Origin of the sequence: Clostridium sp. D33t1_170424_F3 (assembly GCF_015667585.1) — a bacterium.
Classification (GTDB): Bacteria; Bacillota; Clostridia; order Oscillospirales; family Acutalibacteraceae; genus Anaeromassilibacillus.
The window spans coordinates 1-21,038 of the sequence record NZ_JADPEG010000005.1 but is presented as its reverse complement, the minus strand read 5'-3'; the positions used below and the strand labels follow the sequence as shown (position 1 = coordinate 21,038).

The window sequence follows — 21,038 nt, the reverse complement described above, 5'->3', positions numbered from 1 at the left end:
ATTTCCCTCTGGGACAAAAAAACGCCCGTTAAATCCAGCTGCAAACGGATTTTTCGGGCGTTTTGCTTTTGTTTTGGAGACTTCCTCATGCTTATTTGATTGCCGCATGGCCTTTTTCTTGAAACAGGACGCCTATCACACGGATTTCATCCCTATTCTTTCAGCTCTTCTCCGGAATCAATATCCTCCCGGCCTCCTCGACGCCCATCTGCACCAGATGCTCCGCCGCAAACCGGACTTCGTAAAGCAGAAGTTCCTCCAGTTTAGCGGAAAAGCGGGCTGCGTCGGAATGCTGCAGGCATTCCGTCATGAATTCATAATAGGGAGCATACAGCGCATTGACCGTTTCGGTATTTCCGTGCAACCCGCGCAGGGGATATCCCCACCAAAGCTGCTTTAACAACTCCGAATAGACGCTTTGGATCGCCTGATAAGGAGAAAACCGTGCAACCAAATCGAGGGTAACATAAACCAGCGAGACATACGCCCCCCTGTCTTTCAACATATGCCATTCCCGGTTCCATTGGTCAACCGCTTCCGCTCCCATCGTCTGAAGAGTCAGCATGCTGACCGCCTTGCAGGAGAGCGCAAGCAGTTGCAAGCTCTGGACAAAATCCATTAAACGGCCGCGTACGGAGGGCTTGGTGAAATTGCAGTTTTCCGCGCATTCCGTAGGAGAAAGAATCTGCGGCCGCGCTCCCCTTTCCAGTCTGACCACACCGATACACCGCAGAACGTCGAGCGCACGGCGCAGCGTAATGCTGGAGACATTCTTCATTTCCATCAATTCCTTTTGTGTGGGCAGACGGCTGCCAACCGGATACATACCGCGGCAAATTTCCACCAAAAGCTCCCACGCCAGAGAATAACAAAGCTGAGAAGGTTTTTTATACGTATTCCAGCAAAAGCCGATTTCCTGCTCCGGGGAAGGCATTGTCACTCCGGTTCTATAAAATTGCTCCAACGCACTGGTAATCTGGCTCTGAAACGCGTCTATATGGATTTGAAGCGCTTCCCAGTTTTTCTCGCGGCAGAAGCGCACGACGCCCGGCACGTAATCCGTCAGCGCGTCAAAGTACTGCAGGTTTTCCGTCAGGCTGAAAAACGGTGCCTGATAAAACATAAACATCTGCCAGGCGATGCGCATGAGGAGGTCATTCCCCAGGGACGCATACTTGTACGATAAATGCCGCAGTGCGGTATACGGCGGCAGAAGCCCGCATCGGGCGATATTCTCGATACAGCACAGCGTCTCTGGAGATGCGTTTTTGAGGCCCACCCACTGGGCGTTTCCAAAAAGAGGTTGTATGCATTTGCTCAGGTCGAGCAGCGCGCTTTTCCGGCTCGCAAAATAAGTTTGGATAAATCTTTCGACTTCTTCTTCTCTGTATCGCACCTGTACCCTTGCACCGACATTGGTGGAGAGGGAAATATACCCTTCCTCCTTCAGACGGCCGTAGGCCGGGCGTACGGTATCAATTGCAACGAGAAACCATTTACTTGCATCCATCAGGGTAGGAAGCGTGTCACGGTAACGATACACCCCAAATTGAATCTGCGTGAGCAAAACCCGGTAGACAATCTGGCGCGATTCCATATATTCACCTGTGTAATTTTCCAAATCTACCCCTCCGTGTATCCAACCATTTTGATACATAGTATAGCATTCTCCCCGCCGTATTTCTATATTTTCCGTTTGGCTCAGACAGTCATTGCTATTTTTTTCAACTCTTGCTATACTTATGATTAATTGTAATGTGATCTTATAATGTTCCCGCAGCCGGTCGTGTACGATATCTTTTTCTCTTTTGGAAACCTGTAAATCTGCGGTTCCGGCGTATCATTGTTTTACAACTGGTATCATTGTCATACATAAATTGTGATAAAGCTATTTCAAATAAGGAGAATGGTTCATGGATCATCCAAACAGGGCGGAGCTGCCTGAGAAACAGCCAAATGTATCCGGAGAATTCTGTAACATCTTGAATATAATGAATTTTGCGGCGATTGCCTTTCTGTTGGATGAAAATTTATCCATCCTGTGGGCAAACGAGCAGTTTCTTCATAAAACAGGCTATTTGTCAGAGGATTACCAGTATCACTTTCAAACGCTGCGCCGGTACTATGCAAAATACCCAAACGACTTTGCCCTACTGAAAAGCGAACTGGACCGCACCGCGAAAGACGGCATGGAGATGACAGTCCGGCTGCCGCAGAAAAACGGCCTCTTTATCTGGAGCTGTCTCTCAATCGCCTTTGTGAAAAACGACGCAGACGGTTCCACACAGTGCTATGCCGTCTGTAAGGACAGCGGCAAAGCGGCGGCCCCAGAAGCGGAAGAACAGCAGCTTTTGAAGAAAAGAGCATCGTACTTCCCCTGGATGCTGGACGAATACATGGGAAACGTCTATATTGCCGATATGCAAACCTACGAATTGTTGTACCTCAATCGATCTTCCTGCGAGGTCTTGGGCCTCCCTCTAAAGGAGGCGCTCGGCCGGAAATGCTATGAGGTCATCCAGGGCCGATCTTCTCCCTGCCCCTTCTGCACCAATAAACTGCTGACGGAAGACACCTTTTATGAGTGGGAATTCTTTAACCCTCTGTTGGATCGCACCTTTCTGATCAAAAACCGTATTGTGAACTGGAAGGGACACAGGGCCCGTCTGGAACTCTCTCACGACAATTACAGCCTGGAATATAAACTGACAAAGAAAGACCGGGAACGGGAGGCGATTCTCCGTACGATCCCCGGCGGGTTCGCCCGGGTTGACGCCCGGGACCTGCGTACCATTCTATGGTACGGCGGTGGATTCCTGCAATTGATCGGCTATACAAAGGAGCAGTTCGAATCGGAACTGCATTCTCAATGCACCTATATGCATCCGGACGACATTGACCGTGCAGTCAGCGCCATGCAGCGTTCAAGGGAAACTGGCGAACATACCATTATAGAAGGGCGCGTTGTGACCCGCAACGGAAACATTAAAATTCTGACGCTCACATATAGCTATGTGAGCAGCGAGGACATCTGGGACGGCATCGCTTCTTTCTACAGTGTCGGCATCGATGTAACGCAGGAACGCGAGGAGCAGGCCAGACAGCGCAAGGCTATAGAAGACGCCTATCAGGCGGCTCGGGTGGCAAGCCTGGCAAAAACCAATTTCCTTTCTTCCATGTCCCACGATATCCGTACACCGATGAACGCCATCCTGGGCATGTCCGCCATCGCACAGACAAACCTTCAGGCGCCGGAAAAGGTGCGCAACTGTTTAAATAAGATTGATACCTCAAGCCGGCATCTGCTCAGCCTGATCAATGAGGTTCTGGATATGTCCAAAATAGAAAGCGGCAAAATCGACTTGACGCTGGAAGAAGTCAATTTGTCTAATTTGCTGCAAAGCGTAACAGATATGTGCCGCCCCCTGATCGAGGAAAAACAGCATCGATTTGAAATCAGCATTGGCCAGGTGCGGCACGAAACGGTCATTGCGGACGGGGACCGCCTGCAGCAGATTTTAATGAACCTGCTGTCCAACGCAATTAAGTACACCCCCGAGGGCGGCGTTATCACGCTGCGAATCAACGAGTTGTACATGCAGGGGGCCGAAAAAAGCCAATATGAGTTCATTTGTACGGACAACGGTATTGGGATTTCCCGTGAATATCTGCCGCTGGTTTTTGAACCGTTCTGGCGGGCGGAGGACCCCCGCATCAGCAAGCTCCAAGGCACCGGACTTGGTATGACCATTACGGAAAATATTGTACGCATGATGAACGGGACGATCAATGTCCAGAGTGAACTGGGCACGGGAAGTACATTTACCGTATCGGTTCCCATGACATTACGCCTGGAAAAAGAAGCCTGTTGCAACGAGCTGCAGGGATTGCCCGTATTGGTCGTGGATGACGATCCCGTCACATGTGAAAACGCCGCGGCACTTTTGAATGAGTTGGGGATGCAGGGATCTTGGGTCCTGTCCGGGATGGAGGCCTTAAACCGTGTAACTGAGGCGCACAACCGGAACAATGATTTCTTTGCCGTCATCATCGACTGGAAAATGCCTGAAATGGATGGGCTGGATACTGTTAAAGCGATTCGGAAAAAGCTGGGTAAGGATGTCCCCATCATCATTATTTCCGCATATGATTACTCCGATATTGAAGAAAATTTCCTGCAGGCGGGCGCTGACGCTTTTATCACAAAGCCACTCTTTAAATCAAAAATGCTGCAGGTTCTGCAGTTGTTTCTCTCAACCGGCAGTTCAGACGCCACAGACTCTGAAGAGCAGAAAAGCCGCCCGATGCTATCCGGAAAACGGGTGCTGTTGGTGGAAGACAACGATATAAACCGCGAAATCCTGGTTGAACTTCTCGAAATGCAGAATATGATCGTGGACTCCGCAGAAAACGGCCAAAAGGCGCTGGATGCGTTTGAGGTCTCCTCTCCTGGTACATACGATGCAATTCTGATGGACATCCAGATGCCGGTTCTTAATGGCTATCAGGCCACCGAAGCGATCCGCTCTTTAAACCGCAGCGACGCACAGACCATCCCCATTTTTGCTTTAACCGCCGACGCTTTTGCCGCGGATGTGGCAAAAGCCCGCAACGCTGGAATGAACGGCCATATTGCAAAACCGATCGAAATCAATCATCTGTTGGAGGTTCTGCAAAAGTGGATTTGCTAAAACATACAGATGCATTTGTAACTGCAAAGAAACCCTTATTCAATCTTTCACACCGTCAGGATTTCCTATAAAACCGGCCCCGCCTTTCGCTCCGATGGAACGAAAGGCGGGGCCGGTCCATTTGTGCATCTATCAAAACTTCCTGTCAAAAGCGCTTCCTCTCACATGGCCTGCCGGCTCTTTCGACCTGCATCTGTGGATTCGCGCGCTTTATAAATTGTAAAAAAGCTGATTCGCCGTCTTTTCAAGCTGCTGGAAGAACAGGCTGATATGCGCCCCGTCATTTACCGCATGAGAAAACTCTCCACTGACCGGAAGCCGAACGCGCCCTCCCTGCCGCTCAAACTTACCGAACAGCGTAAAGGGCGTAAAATCCATTTTGGGACTCCCACCGAAGCTGAATGAAGAATACTGCAGTCCCGGGACAATGGAAATACCGCAGATATTTTCGGGCAAGCTTTCATCGCAAAGCAGCCTGCCGCACTCCTCGGCCAGCGCATAATCCCGCAGGAAGTCCGCATAAAACGCAGGAAAATCAAACGTGAACTCAGTACACTTCATAGAAAAAAGCATGCGGTTATTTTTTCTTGGCACGGTATAATAGGGATGCAGCAAATCCCAGACTCCCACGTTTTGCTGGTCATCGTATGCATACCGAAATTCCGGGTGTTGATTGATCACTTTTGCCGCACAGTAAACCAGCGCCGGGTAAAGCCGCATGCCGCGCTGCTGAACCTCTTTATATAGTGTGGATATATCAACCAGAGCTGTCATATAGATCGCCGTGTTTTGAAAATACTCCAGAAATTCTTTACGCTCCCATTGATCATAATCGATGCGCATAAAGGACAATTTACATTCCTCCTTTCTTGCTTTATAAAAGCTGTATTTTTTAATTCCCTTTAAAAATCGTTATCCAGATTTTAAAGCATGATAGCATATAGAAAAACCGCTGTCATTGCGGTCATCTTCGCAAAAGGCCGGTTTTTCACCAGCAGTATACTATTTTGGCTTTACTTCTACGCAAACTCGCCTATGACTTCGCTTTCTTATTTAAAGTATAGCAAAAAGCGACGGTCGCGGCAAGAATTTGCGTATAAAAATAAAGTGCCCTTGATTAGGATACTCAAATCCCATCAAGACACTTTGTAGTGGACGCGCTGAAAAAATAGCGCCGAGAGCTTGCGGAAAAGAAAAAGGCCCTCTATGCCGAGTACAGGTCGGCCCAACTGGAGATGCGGGAGGCCGTGGCGGTGAAGGCAAATATAGACCATCTGCGCGACCATACGGACGAGCGGAAAAATAAGGAACAGACGCGATAGCGGCGGTAACACAGACAAGACTTTGGGACAAAGTCCAGCGGGGTTTGGGGAACTCTCCAACAAGCGTTTTCACAGCCAGGCAGGGCGCGAAAATAGCAAGTGTGACCACACTTGCCCTGCTTGCCGGCATAATCAAGGCCGATAAAGATGGCAACTTTACCTAGGGTTGTATTTAGGGGAACGCCGCATTAGTCTAGTTAAACCCCGCCTAACCACCAAGTTTTATTGCGTTGCCATGCTTTTCCATAAATGCAACGCTACTTGACAGGAACAGAAATAGCTTATACAATAAAAACCAACGGTCGGTTTTTATTGTATAAGGAGGTATATGATGGCCAGAAAGAACAATCCCAAGCAAGCGATTGAAAATATTATCACCGTTTCTGCAAAGCTGTTTGCTGAAAAAGGATATGATAAAACAAGTATGCAGGATATTGTAGACGCTTTGGGAATGTCAAAGGGTGGGATTTTTCATCACTTCAAATCTAAAGAAGATATTTTTCATGCGGTTATGGAAAAGCAGTTTGAACAAATAATAGAAACTGTAAATCAATGGCTTGACGAAATGCACGGACTTACAGCAAAAGAAAAACTGAGAGGTTTAATTAATCGGAATTTAATGGATGAAAAGATAATTAAAGAGTCCAGTAACATGATTTCAAGTGCGATAGAAAGCCCACAAATTACACTAGCCTTTACACAGAACAATTTGGAAAAACTTGCACCAATAATAGCAGATGTTATACGAGAAGGCATAGAAGATAGAAGCATTTCTACGGCGTTTCCAGATGAATGCGCAGAGGTTCTTTTGCTGCTCCTAAATTTTTGGTGTGATACGGATGTATTTCAGGGCGATTTTCCCACACTTCATAAACGATTTCAATTTTTGCAATATCTTATGAGACAATTAGGCGTTGATATACTTGAAGATGAAACCGTAAATTCAATTAGCGACTTTTATAGAAAAGAAGAATATTCATAAGGAGGTATTAAAAATGCTGTTAATCACTCTTTGCTCACTGATTGCTGCTTTTATTCTGGCGTTTGTAGGTTTGCGGCTGATAGCCCCTGCAATTATACGAATGAGCCATAAAATCGAAGCTCCCGGCATAGACCGCATGGAAATGGTAGACATCGGCGGCATACAGCAGGCATTATATATCCGGGGACAAAACGTAGACAACCCCATCATCTTATGGGTGCATGGAGGCCCTGGTAATTCGATGATGCCACTTTTACATCTGTACCAGTATGCGTGGGAAAATGATTTTACTGTGGTGAACTGGGATCAACGCAACGTAGGCAAAACATACTTTGCGAACGATCCGGCGGCAGTTTTGCAGACCATGAGCGCGGAGCGTGTTCTGGAAGATGTCCAAGAGGTGACGGCATATCTGAAGCAACGGTTCAACAAGGAGAAAATTATCCTCGCAGGCCATAGCTGGGGGACGGTTCTGGGAACTATGGCTGTGCAAACCTATCCGGAGGATTACATCGCATACATTGGGATTGCACAGGTCATTAATATGGCGGACAATGAGCGCGTGGGCTATGAAAAGACGCTTGAAATGGCGAAAGCGGCAGGGAATCAAAAAGACATCAAGGCGCTGGAAGCTGTTGCGCCATATCCGCCATCGGAATACGGTTCAAGCTGTATGGCAGATATGATAACAGTAAGAACATACCAAAGCAAGTACGGACTTTCTGTAAATATGGGTTTAGGCGATGTAATCCGCATACTAGCAACCCCGTATTATTCCTTTAACGAGCTAAAAAATTCATTTATATTCAACCAGCTTAATGTGTTTCATTATCAAGGGGGCATAGTACAGTTTTTAATGAACGAAGCTGACATGAGAAATTACGGAACTGATTATCAAGTTCCAGTATACTACATAATGGGGGCAAATGATTATAACAGCCCTTATCTTTTGGCAAAGACTTTTTTTGATGAAATAGTGGCGCCAGATAAACAGATTTTTTCAATTCCAGACGCAGACCATATGCCCTTTCTTAGCAGCAAGGCAGAATTTGACCGCATATTGTTAGAGGAAATTGCGCCGAAATTAGCAAACTACCAGAATGGGGGCGTAGTATGAACAATGAGAAATGGTTGCTTTGCCCTGTTTGCCAAAGCAAAACCCGCACGATGGTTAGAGAGGAAACGGAGTTAAAAAACTTCCCCTCTTCTGCCCCGGTGCAAACAGAAAACCCTTATCCATGTGGAAAAGCTGAATATGACTCTTATTAAAGAGCCGGACGCTGGATGTAGATTTCAGGATAGGATGCTGTTGAGGGGATCTTTTTCGTAGCACAAACACATATCTTGTCATTCAAAAAACAGCGGTAGCTGTTTTGGATGTAACACAGTGCTGTTATTTAATATTAATTATAACAAAAATCTGCCGACAAAGCAAAACTGCTTTATTCGACAGATTTCAACATTTGTGTTACAGCTACAAAATAGATGCCCACTGAAAATGAGAATTTCAGGTTCAATATCAATTATTTTTTACATTGCGGTTTTTACTGTGGAATTCACTCAAAAAGAGTAACAGTTTAAGCGCAAGTTTGCAATACAGAAAAAAATGTTGCAAATTTGCGTTCATCTCACTTGTGAGTTCAAAATTTCGACAGTTCAACTATTGAATTGTCAAACACGCAATAATATATCCTTTCATACTATTCCATGTCTCCTGAAGTAATAGCGCATCCACAGGCTGCTCATTATGCACATATTGATTAAGCGCATCAATTAATTTTCTCTTTGTTACAGTATCTTTCCAAATCTGGACATCCTTGTGCTTATTACATAGAGGCTTTCCCTTTCTGCATTGATTTCTAAGATAGTTCAGCGCACTAACAATAGATGCTTCTAAGCTGCTATTATCAAACCTAACTTGAGATTGTTGTTGAGATAGATATTTTGTTGCACTTTCCAATAATGCTCTATACAAATATGCGTTGGAATGTCTATGAACCTGCAAGTCCAACTTAGATAATTCGAACGTCACGTTATAGATCTTATTACTCAAATCATCGTGATTTATGAGGGCTTTAATTACTGCACTTTCTGCTTTTGTAAAAACCAGATTTTTTTGTTCCAGCTTTTGCGGCTTATATACATTATCAGGTGAATATGGGGTACCCTCATTTCCCTGAGCTTCTTCTTCACTTCCATTTCCATTACTACCGGAATATGTAGACCCCGCACCTTCTTTCTCTTTATCGTCGCACTCATGACCTGAGTGTCCTTCAGCGTCAGCACCACTATCGCCTGTTGGTGTTTTCTGCTGCGGATCACTTTCTTGAGAATCAGGATTTCCTTGATGTGAATCTTCTTTATATTTTGGATTCTTATCAGCAACATCAATATTGAAAATTGCGAACATTACAACGCCTTTTAACAGGTACATCAATTTGCTATAGGTAAAATCTTGTATAAAATCTGCACGTTCATTGGAAATCTTTAATTTCTCTTCGTTTTCATTGAAGCAAGGGAAGTTAACGTAGCCGAAAACATTATGAGGCTTTAAACGCGTAACTTTTTTACGCTGAGAATAATCTGCAAGTCCTAACCAATCGTTTTCTTCAGCTAAATAGTTATATAATGCGAAATCATTAACATAAATATTCACGCCAGCCCCATAAGCTTTTAGTTGAGCACCAGCCATGCTTTTCTCATATACAAGAATCCGGCCTTCAAAATCAGGAACCGTAGTAAAATCCGAAAACGCAAGTTCGTTCGAGCGAGTCGGAATAGTCTCTTTAATTCCATATTTGACTAACATGACTTCTTGTAATTTCTGCAATTGGAAATCATCAAAAACCACTTCGTCCTCGCATATATTTTTTCCAGGAGACGCGCAATTGAAGTAAATGGCATGATTAGCTTTTCGATAATTGAAATGGACATCATACAACATAGAAGGAAAATCACAAAAAAAATTGATTTCTTGCGCAGGCTGCCCAAAGATATGTAACCTTATCGTAGGGAACGGCACCAAATCTTTTTTGTAAAGATAGGTACAAACATGACGCAACTTCCTTACTTCAGATTCAGATGAAAGAAAGTCTACAATTTCTTTATCAACATTTTTAAGAAGTACTTTTGTGAACTCCTTCTCAGAAGTTTGATCTGTTGTAAATTGTTCAACTGTTCCCTTTGCCTTATCGAGTATAATCTTATAAACTTTTTTATCTTTCGGTGCTGTAATTATTTCAGCACGCTCGCAAAGTAAAAATACAGATAGTAGGCCTAAACCTTTGCTTCCGGTTAGAAACATACCTTTATCATTCGTGAGATTAGTAGCCTGCTTTTTTGTTGAAGTGCCAGGATGTGATAGTTTCTCTATTTCTTCGAATGTGAACCCTTTATAATCGTTCTCTACGGCAATGGACTGCTCCTCTCGATCATAATAAATATCTATATTTTCGGCTGAGGCATCAACTGCGTTTTTAAGTAATTCTGAAACAACAATAAGAGGGCTCCCGACAGTTCCCATAATTTCGGCAATTTGAGATGAACTCATTATAAATTGTTGTTCTGCCATTTCATTCACTCCTTTTTCTATATATCTTTACATATTCCTTGCTCATTGATTTCACCGCGCCATGTTCTTTTATATTAGATACTTTACACGGCATTCTTTTCCCAACGATATTTCTGGTTATCGTTGAATCTAATTCCATACCATATTTATTGGCCAGCATATCATTAAAAGTATCAAATGGTATCTCCTTGTCATCCACACGGCGATTCCCAAGAGTCAAAACTAATAGTTTCCCTGGCTTTAGCGATTTTGCCAACAAGTTGAAAATATTTTCATAATCAGAAAGAAAGGATATGACTTTCTTCTGCTTATCAGCCGATATCCCCGAGACATATTCGCAATACTCGGCATCGCCGTCTTTTTTTCGTTTAATCTTCCCGCCTAAACTGGAAGAGTCTATCGCAGTAAACGTTTCAAGTAGCTTATCATCCCAGATCATTAAATCGTTCTTATCAATCCAAAGAATAGGCAAAATTGAGAATTGCCCATATGTAACAGTTGTATGATTATCACCATATGGGGGCGATGTGCAAATTAAATCGATAGATTCTTGTGGGATTAAATTTAGTAACTCTTTTGAATCTCCGCATCTAATACAGATTTCCCCAGCGTCGCTCTTTATTAACCTTGGGTAATTTTCTTGAATGTGGGATTTAAAATATTCAATGGAATCGTCTACAGTACTATCAATTTGTGCTTGCTCTTTGACATGGAGTTTAAATGTAGATGTTCTTGTATTGCTAAATTTTTTTACTGTTTCAGCAAAGCAACACCAAAAAAATCGTCTGATGCGACTGTTCGGTTCTCCCAGTATAGCTTGGCGAATAACACTCAAGGAAAGAATGACATCGTCATTAAACCACTTTTGTATGTTTCTAAAGTTAAAAGGGGTAACATTCCCTACTAAAAGAGCCAGCCGGGAATGTAGATTAGTTATACTAATAGGTGTTACATTGGCAGGTAATCCTTCTAATTGAACCTGGGTAATAAGTGTGGCCAATGGATTTATATCAAAGCCTGTCACATTAAGACCTAGTTTTTTCCCTTCTTGCAACACTATGCCAGAACCGCAGAATGGATCAAGTACCTCTTTAATTGTATTATCTGCACTAATAATTTCTTTAAGTATACAGGCCTGCATAGGGGCAACCATAACAGCTGGGTATCTCACAAGTGGAGTCACATTTCTATATTCAGAAAAATCCCAGTATTCTTCTGTATAGGCACTCAGCTTTTCTGCTAAAGTCATCGTCAATACTCCTCTCGAAAATCTTTCATCTAAAAATATAGAAAGCATATATCATTTTATAATATTAAAAGAAATAAAGCCTCGAAATAAATTATATTTAAAGTGTGGCGAAATCCAAGCCACAAAATCATACAAAAAGAATTCCACTCCATAAGTGCCGCCGTTTTTTCCCGCTTTTGAAACCAATCCCTTCGCGTTTGTGTTTATAATCCATTGCTTCGGAGTTAGAGTAAAGGAAGTTGTATGCAATCGTTTCTGTAACTCTCTTGCCGCTTTTCCATTAAAATCCGGATTATTTTCTTTTTCCCATAAAATCATGAATTCTATCGTTGTATCCTGGCGAAGCCAACTCTGTATTACATGGGCGGGCAATTTATCTTTGCATTTTAATTTAGAAGAGTGAGTAAGATTCCAGTATTTAATGCCATCTATTATCAAAGTATGATCATCCATGTGGCCACCTCTTTTGAGAATTATATCATATGGCGCTTGAAAAATCAAATATAAGTGATGTTTGTATTACACACTTTCGAGTAAAGTCAAATATATCTGATGAATAACAGCAAAAATAGCCTTGTATAGTACCTGAAACAGCGTATTTTAGGTGTTTTAAGCACGAAAAAGGACAAGTCACGACACTTTCTGTCGAAACTTGTCCTATGGTCGGAGTGACAGGATTCGAACCTGCGGCATCCTGCTCCCAAAGCAGGCGCGCTACCAACTGCGCTACACCCCGTTATATTCCAACTCTTTATATATTTTATCGTTGTGATGTCTTAAGAGCGGCCACAAATGAAACCACTCCTTTTGGCCTCTCCGATGAATAGCTTTTTTATTATATGCAAAATGCTGATAAAAGTCAATATCCCGTTGGGAAACAACTTCCCATGTCTGTATTTTTTATAGCCGGCATGCTATAATAGCAGCGATACTGCAACCGATTATCGGTTATTGAAGCATTATTTGCATCATACAGAACGATGTGATCACACAGTTTACAGATATAAGGAAAGGATGTTGCCCGCATGCCCAGATTTTTTATCGACTACGTTCCGGAGGAAACCGCCGTTTTAACCGGCGCGGACGGAAAGCACATCGCCAAATCCCTGCGGATGCATCCCGGAGAAAATCTGATTTTATGCGACAGCATCGGGACAGACTATCACTGTGAGATCGACCGTATCGATGGGGAAACCGTCACGGTGCGGGTTTTAAATTTCTGCCGCAGCGTCAGCGAGCCTTCCGTGCGCGCAACGCTGTATCAGGCCTTTCCAAAGGCGGACAAAATGGATACGGTTGTGCAGAAGGCGGTGGAACTCGGCGTCAGCCGGATTGTTCCCATAATGACCACGCGTTGTATCTCCCGGCCCGACGCAAAGGCGGCCAGGAAAAAAGGCGAACGCTGGCAGAAGATTGCCGAGGAAGCCGCCAAGCAGAGCGGGCGCGGCGTGATCCCGCAGGTGGCGGCGCCAATGGAATTCCAGGACGCGGTTCTGGACGCCACGCAGGAGGGCGTTTTGCTCTTTTTCTATGAGGGCGGCGGGGAAAGCATTGCCTCTCTGGTTCACCCGCAAGACCATTCTGTCTCCATTTTTATCGGTCCGGAGGGCGGCTTTGCGGAGGAAGAGGTCGCCTTTGCAAAGGAGCACGGCGCAAAAATAGCCACCCTCGGCCCGCGGATCCTGCGTACGGAAACCGCTCCCATTGCGGCGCTGGCCGCGATTATGCTGGCCAGCGGCAACATGTGAGGAGAGATTGGACATGCAAACTGCACTGATTACCGGCGGCGCGCGCGGCATTGGCGCGGCATGCGCACGGGGACTGGCACAGGACGGATTTCGTGTGGCGGTCAACTACCGATCCAGCCGTGACAAGGCGGAAGCGCTTTGCAAAGAGCTCCACCATATCAACGGACTGGAACACCTCGCCGTACAGGCGGATGTTGCCGACCGCACACAGGTAGAAGCTATGTTTACCCGCGTGGGCAGCGTAGACGTGCTGGTCAACAACGCGGGCATCGCGCAGCAAAAGCTGTTTACCGACCTGACGGATACGGACTGGGATCGCATATTCGCGGTGGACGTGAAAGGTGTATTTCTCTGCTGTCAGGCGGCGTTGCCCCATATGATCCATGAAAAGCGAGGTGCAATCGTCAACATCAGCTCCATGTGGGGACAAGTGGGCGCTTCCTGTGAGGTCCATTATTCCGCGGCAAAAGCGGCGGTGATCGGACTGACCAAAGCACTGGCAAAGGAGCTTGGCCCATCGCAGATTCGTGTCAACTGCATCGCGCCCGGCGTCATCGCCACGGAGATGAACGACCTGCTCGGCGCGGAAACCCTGGAAGCGCTCCGTGAGGAAACGCCGCTGGAAGCCATTGGCACCGCGGAACAGGTGGCGGACGCGGTCCGCTTTCTCGCGTCCGATCAGGCCTCCTTTATCACCGGCCAGGTATTGGGCGTCAACGGCGGTATGGTCATCTAATTGTTAACAAACTGTTGACCAGGGTTTACATTTGTGTAACGGTGGTTGCCTTTTCAGGCCGCGTTTCGTATAATACATTCATAAAAAACTTGTCAGAGCGGAGGAAGCACATTGAAACAAATAATTTGCAAACGCGGGCTTGCCCTGCTTCTGGCAGCGGGAATCTGCCTGTTTGGATACGGTTGTACAAGCCCTGAGGAAGACGTCTCATCCGGCGCTCCCTCTTCCGAAATTGTTTCCAGCGAGCCGGACATCATTGTTTCCTCCCAGCCGCCGAAACAGGAAGAAACGTCCTCCATTCAAGCGCCTAAGGTGACCGTAGTCAGCCAGACCGTGGACCATATCCAGCGTGAAGTGGTCACGCCGGCCTTTGCGGGCTTTGCCGGCGCGGAGGAACTAAACGACAAAATCCGACAGCAGCAAAACGCCGATCTGGAGGAAATCGCTGAGATTCTGGAGGATTATTTTGAGCCTCCGGAAAGCCCGTTTTTTTATCGGAGCGTCTTTGATTATCAGGAAAACGGCCTGCTCTCCGTCTGCATGCTGAACGAGGATTACACCGGCGGGGCGCACGGCATGCACTGGATCACGTCCTACAATCTGGATCCGGCAACCGGCGCTTTTTACGGCTTCCGCGATCTGTTCCGAAATCCGGACACAGCGGTGCAAACCGCTACAGCCAAAATTCAGGAAACCATTCGGAGTTTTGATCTGGATGAATCCATGATCGCCGGGGCGGTGCAGACCGTTCAGGAGCAAAACGGCGATTTTTCCTACTATCTTTCCGGGGATCAGCTGGTGATCTACTACCAGCCCTACGATATTGCGCCGTACGCGGCGGGTCTGATCCGCATCCCGATCCCGTTGAGCGAACTGGGAGAAACCGTCGTCCCTCTACGCCACACCCCGGAGCGCGGCAGCGTGCGCGTTAACGGTAAAGATACCAGCGTGAGCCGCAAACTGCTGCTCAACGAAAACGGCGATGCGACCGTTCTGCTCCCCATGCCGGAAATTGCGCGCCTGTGCGGCGTGGAAGCGACAATCAAAAACGAATCCTGCATGATCGCAGGCAAGGAATATGCCGTCACGTACGCCAACGGCGGCGCATACATCTCCCTCTATGACCTGTTGGACGCCATACAAAACGATGTGCCCGGGTGCCTGGTTGTCTACGGCCAGGACGAAGTGCTGCGCATGTACACGGAAGCATAACGAAACCCCCGCCGGTCTGGCGGGGGTTTTCCATGCCCTGTTTTAATCAGAACTGAATCTTTTTCAGGATGTAATGGGTCAGGTCGCTGATCTTCACGCGCTCCTGCTGCATGGTATCGCGGTCGCGCACGGTGACGCAGCCGTCGGTTTCACTGTCAAAATCGTAGGTGATGCAGAACGGCGTACCGATCTCGTCCTGGCGGCGGTAGCGCTTGCCGATGGAACCGGCGTCGTCATAGTCCACCATGAAATGCCTGGTCAGAGACGCATAGACCTCCTGCGCCTTCTCGTTCAGCTTTTTGGAGAGTGGCAGCACAGCGGCCTTAAACGGCGCCAGCGCCGGATGCAATCGCATGACGACGCGCACGTCGTTCTTCTCCGCGTCGACCACTTCCTCGTCGTACGCGTCGCAGAGGAACGCCAGCGCCACGCGGTCCGCGCCGAGGGACGGCTCGACCACATAGGGGATATAGCGCTCGTTGGCCTCCTGGTCAAAGTACTCCAGGCTCTTGCCAGAGTGCTCCTGATGCTGCTTGAGGTCGTAGTCCGTGCGGTCCGCAATGCCCCACAGCTCGCCCCAGCCGAACGGGAACAGGTACTCGATGTCCGTCGTCGCCTTGGAATAGAAGGAAAGCTCCTCTTTCGCGTGATCGCGCAGCCGCATGTTCTCTTCCGTCATGCCGAGGGAAAGCAGCCAGTCGCGGCAGTAGGAGCGCCAGAATTCAAACCACTCCAGATCCGTGCCGGGCTTGCAGAAGAATTCCAGCTCCATCTGCTCGAACTCGCGGATGCGGAAGATAAAGTTGCCCGGGGTAATCTCGTTGCGGAAGCTCTTGCCGACCTGCGCCACGCCGAACGGCACCTTGCGGCGCGTGGTGCGCTGAATATTGGCAAAGTTGACAAAGATGCCCTGCGCCGTCTCCGGACGGAGATAGATTTCGTTCTTCGCGTCTTCCGTCACGCCCTGGAAGGTCTTGAACATCAGGTTGAACTTACGGATGTCCGTAAAATTGGAGCCGCCGCAGTCGGGACACTTGATCTCGTGCTCCTTGATGAAATCCATCATCTTCTCGTTGCTCCAGCCGTCCGCGGACTCGCCGGTGAAGTCCTCGATCAGTTTATCCGCGCGGTGGCGGGTTTTGCAGTCGCGGCAGTCCATCAGCGGGTCGGAGAAGCCGCCCACGTGGCCGGACGCCACCCACACCTGCGGGTTCATTAAAATGGCGGAATCAAGCCCTACGTTGTAGGGGCTCTCCTGCACAAATTTCTTTTTCCAAGCATTTTTAACGTTGTTTTTGAATTCGACGCCCAAAGGGCCGTAATCCCAGCTGTTGGACAGGCCGCCGTAGATTTCCGAACCGGCGTAGACAAAGCCGCGGTTCTTGCAGAGCGCCACAATTTTTTCCATGGTTTTTTCTGTTGCTAACATGTAAAATCCTCCATTGTCCGGGGCGCTGGCTGCGCTCCGTTTTATTTTGCAGGGGAATGCGGGTCTTTGAAAACAAAGAGCTTGCTGAACACGTAATTTAACACAATTACAATGACGTTCATAATGACCTTCGCCAGCCAGTCGTTCCAGGAGAGAAGACGGACCAGCAGCCACATGCCCGCGGTATCCACCCCAAGGGAAAGCAGCCGCGCGCCTGCAAACGACGCCACCTCCCGCCAAAGCGTTCTGGCGGCAAAGCTTTTGCTTTGAAACACAAACAGCTTATTGGTGACGAATGCGAACGCGACGGAAAGCACCCAGGCGAGCGTATTGGCCGTCAGAAGCTCCCAATGCAGGACGTCCCGCAGCAGTCCGAATGAAAGGATATTGACGGCGGTGGTCAACACGCCGAATGTGATATACAGCACCATTTCCGGCGCGGTCAGAAAGTTCCAAAGCTTTTTGAGCCGTTCCACTTGCACCCCATCCTTTTCATATTCTTATAGTGTAGCATTCCAAAGCGCCTCTTGCAAGGAAAAGCGCAAAGTTTTCCATCGGCGGGCCGCTCCCTTGACGGACACGACCAAATATGCTATTCTGTCTGTACTATATTATATAATACAGATAACACATAGAACAGGAGGATTCCCCATGGTCTTTGGCATATTGCTGTTCGGACTGCCGGTTGCATGCGTTCTGTCCCTGCTGATTTACCTGCCTGTCTGTCTGGCGCACCGAAAGGAAAAGCTTCCCATGCTGCGCCATCTGACGGTTTACGCCTTTCTGGTATATTGCTGCATCGTCCTCTTCGCCACGCTGTTCGTGGGCGGCATCAATTTTAACCCGGGGTATTATCTCCTCAATTTACAGCCGTTTATCTGGATCACGGAGACCTATGAGATGGGCTGGGCGAGAATGATTGAGCAGCTGATTTTAAATATCCTGATGTTTGTGCCGCTGGGTTTCCTGGCGCCGATAGTCTTCAAATCCCTGCGCCGCCTGTGGTCTGCCGCAGCGTTTTCCCTGTGCTGCACGGTTTTCATCGAGACGTTCCAGTATTTCACCGGGCGTGCCGCAGATATAGACGACGTGATTATGAACCTGTTGGGCGGCGTCCTGGGCTTCCTTGTTTTTGCCCTGCTGAACTGCTTCCTGCGGGACAAGCCCTTCTGGAGAAAGCTGCTGGGAAATGCACCAATAAAAAATTTTGAAGAATCCACCGAAAACACTTGACTTAAAGTGCACTTTAAGGTCTATACTTCTTTCAGTGACACGGCGCAATCCGTGCGCCGCAGGAAAGGAGTCTTCATCTATGACATTTCGTTATTACATGCCCACACGCATCCTGTTTGGAAACGGGATGCTGAACGAACTGCACAAGCAGGAGCTGCCCGGCAAAAAGGCGCTCATCGTCACAACCAACGGCACGTCCGTCAAAAAGTTCGGCTATCTCAGCCGTCTGGAGGAACAGCTGGACCGCGCGGGTGTGGAACACCTGCTCTTTGATAAAATTCTGCCCAATCCCATCAAGGACCATGTGATGGAGGGCGGCGCGCTGGCCAAGCAGAACGGCGTGGACTTCGTGATCGGCCTGGGCGGCGGCAGCGCGATTGACGCGGCAAAGGCCATCGCCATCATGGCGGCAAACGAGGGCGATTACTGGGATTATATCTCCGGCGGCACAGGCAAGGGTCTCCCCGTTCCAAACGACCCGCTGCCGGTCGTCGCCATCACAACCACCGCGGGCACCGGCACAGAGGCCGACCCGTGGACCGTCACCACCAAGACGGAAACAAATGAAAAAATCGGCGGCGGCTATGACAAAACCTTCCCCGTCCTGTCCATTGTGGACCCGGAGCTGATGGTCTCCGTCCCCGCGAAGCTGACCGCCTACCAGGGCTTTGACGCGCTGTTCCACAGCACGGAGGGCTACCTGAACAACACCTCCTTTGCGATGAGCGACATGTACGCGCTGAAGGCGATCGAACTGATCGGCAAAAGCCTTGCCAAAGCAGTCCAGGACGGCTCCGATCTGGAAGCGCGCGGCGACGTGGCCCTTGCCAACACATTGGCGGGCATGGTGGAATCCACCTCCGGCTGTATTTCCGAGCACAGCCTGGCCCACGCGATCAGCGCCTATCATCCCAATTTTGAGCACGGCGCGGCGCTCATTTCCATCAGCAAAGCCTATTACACCTACTTTGCGAACACCGGCAAATGCGATGCTCGCATGATCCAAATGGCAAAGGCGCTGGGCAAGGCGGACGCCGCCAGCCCGATGGACTTTGTGACCGCTCTGGCGGAACTGCAAACCGCCTGCGGCGTAGACAACATTCAGATGAGCGGCTATGGTATGAAACGCGAGGAACTGGAAAAATACGCGAAGAACGCCCGTGAAACCATGGGCGGCCTGTACGCCGTGGACCCGGTCCCGCTGAGCGATGCGGACGCGCTGAAAATTCTGGAAGATTCCTTCCGGTAATCCATTTTATTTCAAAATATTTATATTCCATATAATAAAAAAGAAGCGGCGGGTATGATCCCTGCCGCTTCTCTTTTTGCTTTGCATGGCTCCGTATTCTGAAGAGAATCTGCCATTGACTGTTTTGTCCGTCTCCCCGTAACGAAGTGAAAACCCCTTTCATAAGATGACATAAGTACCAGAAAGGGGGATTTCACCTTGTATGACGATACATCCGGCAGTTCTTACGCGGCGGGAAAAGTCATTGTCGCCTTAAATCGTAACAGCGGTCCGTCCACCAGGCCCAGATACGACCTCCACCGCATTTTAGATGGGCTCGACTATGAAAAAGTGGAACTCCTGTTCCACTCGGAAAAGGTTTACGGGGAAAACGACACAGGAGACATCTTATTGGTTTATCTGAAAAACAAACATCCTTCGGCGGTCCTCGATGCAATTGAAACGCTGGCGGGTAATCCATCTATCAACTATGCGGAACCTGATTATATGGAAAACCTGCATGCTGTCCCCAACGACCCGCTTTACAACCAGCTTTGGGGAACACAGAAAATCGACGCGCCTTTGGCCTGGAATTATACAACGGGAAGTTCCAAAGTGTCCGTCGGTGTGATCGACACCGGTATCGATTTCCATCATCCGGACATCCGAAGGAATATGTGGGTTTCCCCAAACGGGCGGTTGACCAACGGGTGGAACTTTGCCGATAACAATCGGGATTCTATCGATACTGACGGACATGGGACGCATGTCGCGGGTACCGTCGGAGCCGTAGGAAACCAACTGCATCGGCATTACGGGCGTCTGCCAGCATGTAAAGGTCGTTTCCATGAAGTTTGGACTTGACGCGGCTTCCGCCATTGCGGCAATCTCTTTCGCAAACCGATTCAACATTCCTATTTTAAATGCCAGCTGGGGCGGGCGCGGCTATTCACGCGCTCTGAAGGACGCGATTGAACATTATAACGGCCTGTTTATCGCATCGGCGGGAAACTCCGCTGAGGACAACGATATAACCCCCGTCTACCCCGCTTCATATGACTGCGATAACATTATTTCCGTTGCGGCAACCACTCCGGACGATACCCTGGCCCGCTTTTCCAATTATGGGGCGGAAAGCGTCGATCTTGCAGCGCCCGGAACCGATATTCTGAGCCTAGGCCTGCAACGTGAATACAGCACGCAGAACGGGACCTCCATGGCGGCGCCGCATGTCGCCGGCGCGGCGGCTCTGTTAAAATCGTATCTGCCCAATCTGACAACTTCAGACTTGAAGGACATCATCTTATCCAGCGCGGTCAAGACGCCCTATCTTGCCGGTAAGGTATCGACCGGCGGTATGCTGAATGTGCACGCCATGTTTGAACGGATGAACCGGCTGCGGCGTTCGAGTATATGACCGTTAAAACCAACGGACTCCCTTTCAACTTCTCCGGAAGTGAATTATATCGCAAAATCACAGTATCCATTTTTGCCTTAGTCAGGACCCCCGGCAAAGCCGGGGGCTTGGGAAAGCCCTAGAAGGGCATGATACAGACAACGCCCCTGAAGGGGCCACGAATGGGTCGGCCAACTGCATTACTGACTCATGGCGGGCCCCTAAAGGGGCATTACTTTTT

The 21,038-nt window shown here is 48.2% G+C and carries 19 protein-coding genes, 1 tRNA gene and 1 pseudogene; 13 read left to right on the top strand and 8 right to left on the bottom strand.

Going from position 1 to position 21,038, the window contains the following annotated elements:
- Positions 1-160: 160 nt before the first annotated feature.
- Entirely contained in the window at positions 161-1,621 is a 1,461-nt protein-coding gene (locus I4V53_RS04445; RefSeq protein ID WP_195984188.1) for a GntR family transcriptional regulator, read from the bottom strand.
- Between the two features lie 292 nt (positions 1,622-1,913).
- On the opposite strand from I4V53_RS04445, the gene I4V53_RS04440 reads away from it, so the two are divergent.
- Entirely contained in the window at positions 1,914-4,691 is a 2,778-nt protein-coding gene (locus I4V53_RS04440) for a PAS domain-containing hybrid sensor histidine kinase/response regulator (protein ID WP_195984187.1), read from the top strand.
- A gap of 210 nt (positions 4,692-4,901) precedes the next feature.
- On the opposite strand, the gene I4V53_RS04435 is transcribed toward I4V53_RS04440, so the two are convergent.
- Positions 4,902-5,534 carry a CatA-like O-acetyltransferase gene (locus I4V53_RS04435; RefSeq protein WP_195984311.1) on the bottom strand — a complete coding sequence of 211 codons (633 nt, stop codon included), beginning with the start codon at positions 5,532-5,534 and terminating at the stop codon, positions 4,902-4,904.
- Positions 5,535-5,863: 329 nt separating this feature from the next.
- Here I4V53_RS04435 and I4V53_RS14265 point away from each other — a divergent pair.
- The 5 genes and pseudogenes from I4V53_RS14265 to I4V53_RS14260 all read left to right on the top strand — a co-directional run.
- Positions 5,864-6,013 (top strand): annotated as a pseudogene (locus tag I4V53_RS14265) (relaxase/mobilization nuclease domain-containing protein); the annotation flags it as partial.
- Between the two features lie 331 nt (positions 6,014-6,344).
- Positions 6,345-6,995 carry a TetR/AcrR family transcriptional regulator gene (locus tag I4V53_RS04430; RefSeq protein WP_195984186.1) on the top strand — a complete coding sequence of 217 codons (651 nt, stop codon included), beginning with the start codon at positions 6,345-6,347 and terminating at the stop codon, positions 6,993-6,995.
- Between the two features lie 13 nt (positions 6,996-7,008).
- On the top strand, positions 7,009-8,112 hold the full coding sequence (locus I4V53_RS04425) for an alpha/beta fold hydrolase (protein WP_195984185.1): 1,104 nt from the start codon (positions 7,009-7,011) through the stop codon (positions 8,110-8,112).
- Entirely contained in the window at positions 8,109-8,264 is a 156-nt protein-coding gene (locus I4V53_RS04420; protein ID WP_502709355.1) for a cysteine-rich KTR domain-containing protein, read from the top strand. The genes I4V53_RS04425 and I4V53_RS04420 overlap by 4 nt, the downstream gene beginning before the upstream one ends.
- Entirely contained in the window at positions 8,236-8,325 is a 90-nt protein-coding gene (locus I4V53_RS14260; RefSeq protein WP_502709354.1) for a hypothetical protein, read from the top strand. Before I4V53_RS04420 ends, I4V53_RS14260 begins: the two co-directional genes overlap by 29 nt.
- A gap of 330 nt (positions 8,326-8,655) precedes the next feature.
- On the opposite strand, the gene I4V53_RS04415 is transcribed toward I4V53_RS14260, so the two are convergent.
- The 4 genes from I4V53_RS04415 to I4V53_RS04400 all read right to left on the bottom strand — a co-directional run bounded on the left by I4V53_RS04415 (position 8,656) and on the right by I4V53_RS04400 (position 12,551).
- Positions 8,656-10,566 carry an ATP-binding protein gene (locus I4V53_RS04415; RefSeq protein ID WP_195984184.1) on the bottom strand — a complete coding sequence of 637 codons (1,911 nt, stop codon included), beginning with the start codon at positions 10,564-10,566 and terminating at the stop codon, positions 8,656-8,658.
- A gap of 1 nt (position 10,567) precedes the next feature.
- Positions 10,568-11,815 (bottom strand): class I SAM-dependent methyltransferase, encoded by a 1,248-nt coding sequence (locus tag I4V53_RS04410; protein ID WP_195984183.1) that lies wholly within the window; start codon positions 11,813-11,815, stop codon positions 10,568-10,570.
- 51 nt (positions 11,816-11,866) lie between these two features.
- Complete coding sequence (locus I4V53_RS04405) at positions 11,867-12,268, bottom strand: KilA-N domain-containing protein (RefSeq protein ID WP_195984182.1); 402 nt, start codon at positions 12,266-12,268, stop codon at positions 11,867-11,869.
- A 207-nt stretch (positions 12,269-12,475) separates the two neighbouring features.
- A tRNA-Pro gene (locus tag I4V53_RS04400) sits at positions 12,476-12,551 on the bottom strand.
- 289 nt (positions 12,552-12,840) lie between these two features.
- Here I4V53_RS04400 and I4V53_RS04395 point away from each other — a divergent pair.
- The 3 genes from I4V53_RS04395 to I4V53_RS04385 all read left to right on the top strand — a co-directional run bounded on the left by I4V53_RS04395 (position 12,841) and on the right by I4V53_RS04385 (position 15,511).
- On the top strand, positions 12,841-13,563 hold the full coding sequence (locus tag I4V53_RS04395) for a 16S rRNA (uracil(1498)-N(3))-methyltransferase (RefSeq protein ID WP_195984181.1): 723 nt from the start codon (positions 12,841-12,843) through the stop codon (positions 13,561-13,563).
- 13 nt (positions 13,564-13,576) lie between these two features.
- Positions 13,577-14,299 carry an elongation factor P 5-aminopentanone reductase gene (gene ymfI / locus I4V53_RS04390; RefSeq protein ID WP_195984180.1) on the top strand — a complete coding sequence of 241 codons (723 nt, stop codon included), beginning with the start codon at positions 13,577-13,579 and terminating at the stop codon, positions 14,297-14,299.
- A 111-nt stretch (positions 14,300-14,410) separates the two neighbouring features.
- A complete protein-coding gene (locus I4V53_RS04385) occupies positions 14,411-15,511 on the top strand; it encodes a DUF3298 and DUF4163 domain-containing protein (RefSeq protein WP_195984179.1) in 1,101 nt (366 codons plus the stop codon).
- A gap of 46 nt (positions 15,512-15,557) precedes the next feature.
- On the opposite strand, the gene I4V53_RS04380 is transcribed toward I4V53_RS04385, so the two are convergent.
- Together I4V53_RS04380 and I4V53_RS04375 are read right to left on the bottom strand one after the other, a co-directional pair.
- Positions 15,558-16,940, bottom strand: a complete 1,383-nt coding sequence (locus I4V53_RS04380) for a glycine--tRNA ligase (protein ID WP_195984178.1) — start codon at positions 16,938-16,940, stop codon at positions 15,558-15,560.
- Positions 16,941-16,981: 41 nt separating this feature from the next.
- A complete protein-coding gene (locus I4V53_RS04375) occupies positions 16,982-17,416 on the bottom strand; it encodes a GtrA family protein (RefSeq protein ID WP_195984177.1) in 435 nt (144 codons plus the stop codon).
- A gap of 175 nt (positions 17,417-17,591) precedes the next feature.
- On the opposite strand from I4V53_RS04375, the gene I4V53_RS04370 reads away from it, so the two are divergent.
- The 4 genes from I4V53_RS04370 to I4V53_RS13865 all read left to right on the top strand — a co-directional run bounded on the left by I4V53_RS04370 (position 17,592) and on the right by I4V53_RS13865 (position 20,818).
- A complete protein-coding gene (locus tag I4V53_RS04370) occupies positions 17,592-18,173 on the top strand; it encodes a VanZ family protein (protein ID WP_195984176.1) in 582 nt (193 codons plus the stop codon).
- 79 nt (positions 18,174-18,252) lie between these two features.
- The gene (locus I4V53_RS04365; RefSeq protein WP_195984175.1) at positions 18,253-19,422 is read left to right on the top strand and encodes an iron-containing alcohol dehydrogenase; all 1,170 of its coding nucleotides are present in this window, start codon (positions 18,253-18,255) and stop codon (positions 19,420-19,422) included.
- 198 nt (positions 19,423-19,620) lie between these two features.
- A complete protein-coding gene (locus I4V53_RS13870; RefSeq protein ID WP_207747837.1) occupies positions 19,621-20,265 on the top strand; it encodes a S8 family serine peptidase in 645 nt (214 codons plus the stop codon).
- Positions 20,249-20,818, top strand: a complete 570-nt coding sequence (locus I4V53_RS13865) for a S8 family serine peptidase (RefSeq protein WP_207747836.1) — start codon at positions 20,249-20,251, stop codon at positions 20,816-20,818. The genes I4V53_RS13870 and I4V53_RS13865 overlap by 17 nt, the downstream gene beginning before the upstream one ends.
- Positions 20,819-21,038 lie beyond the last annotated feature (220 nt).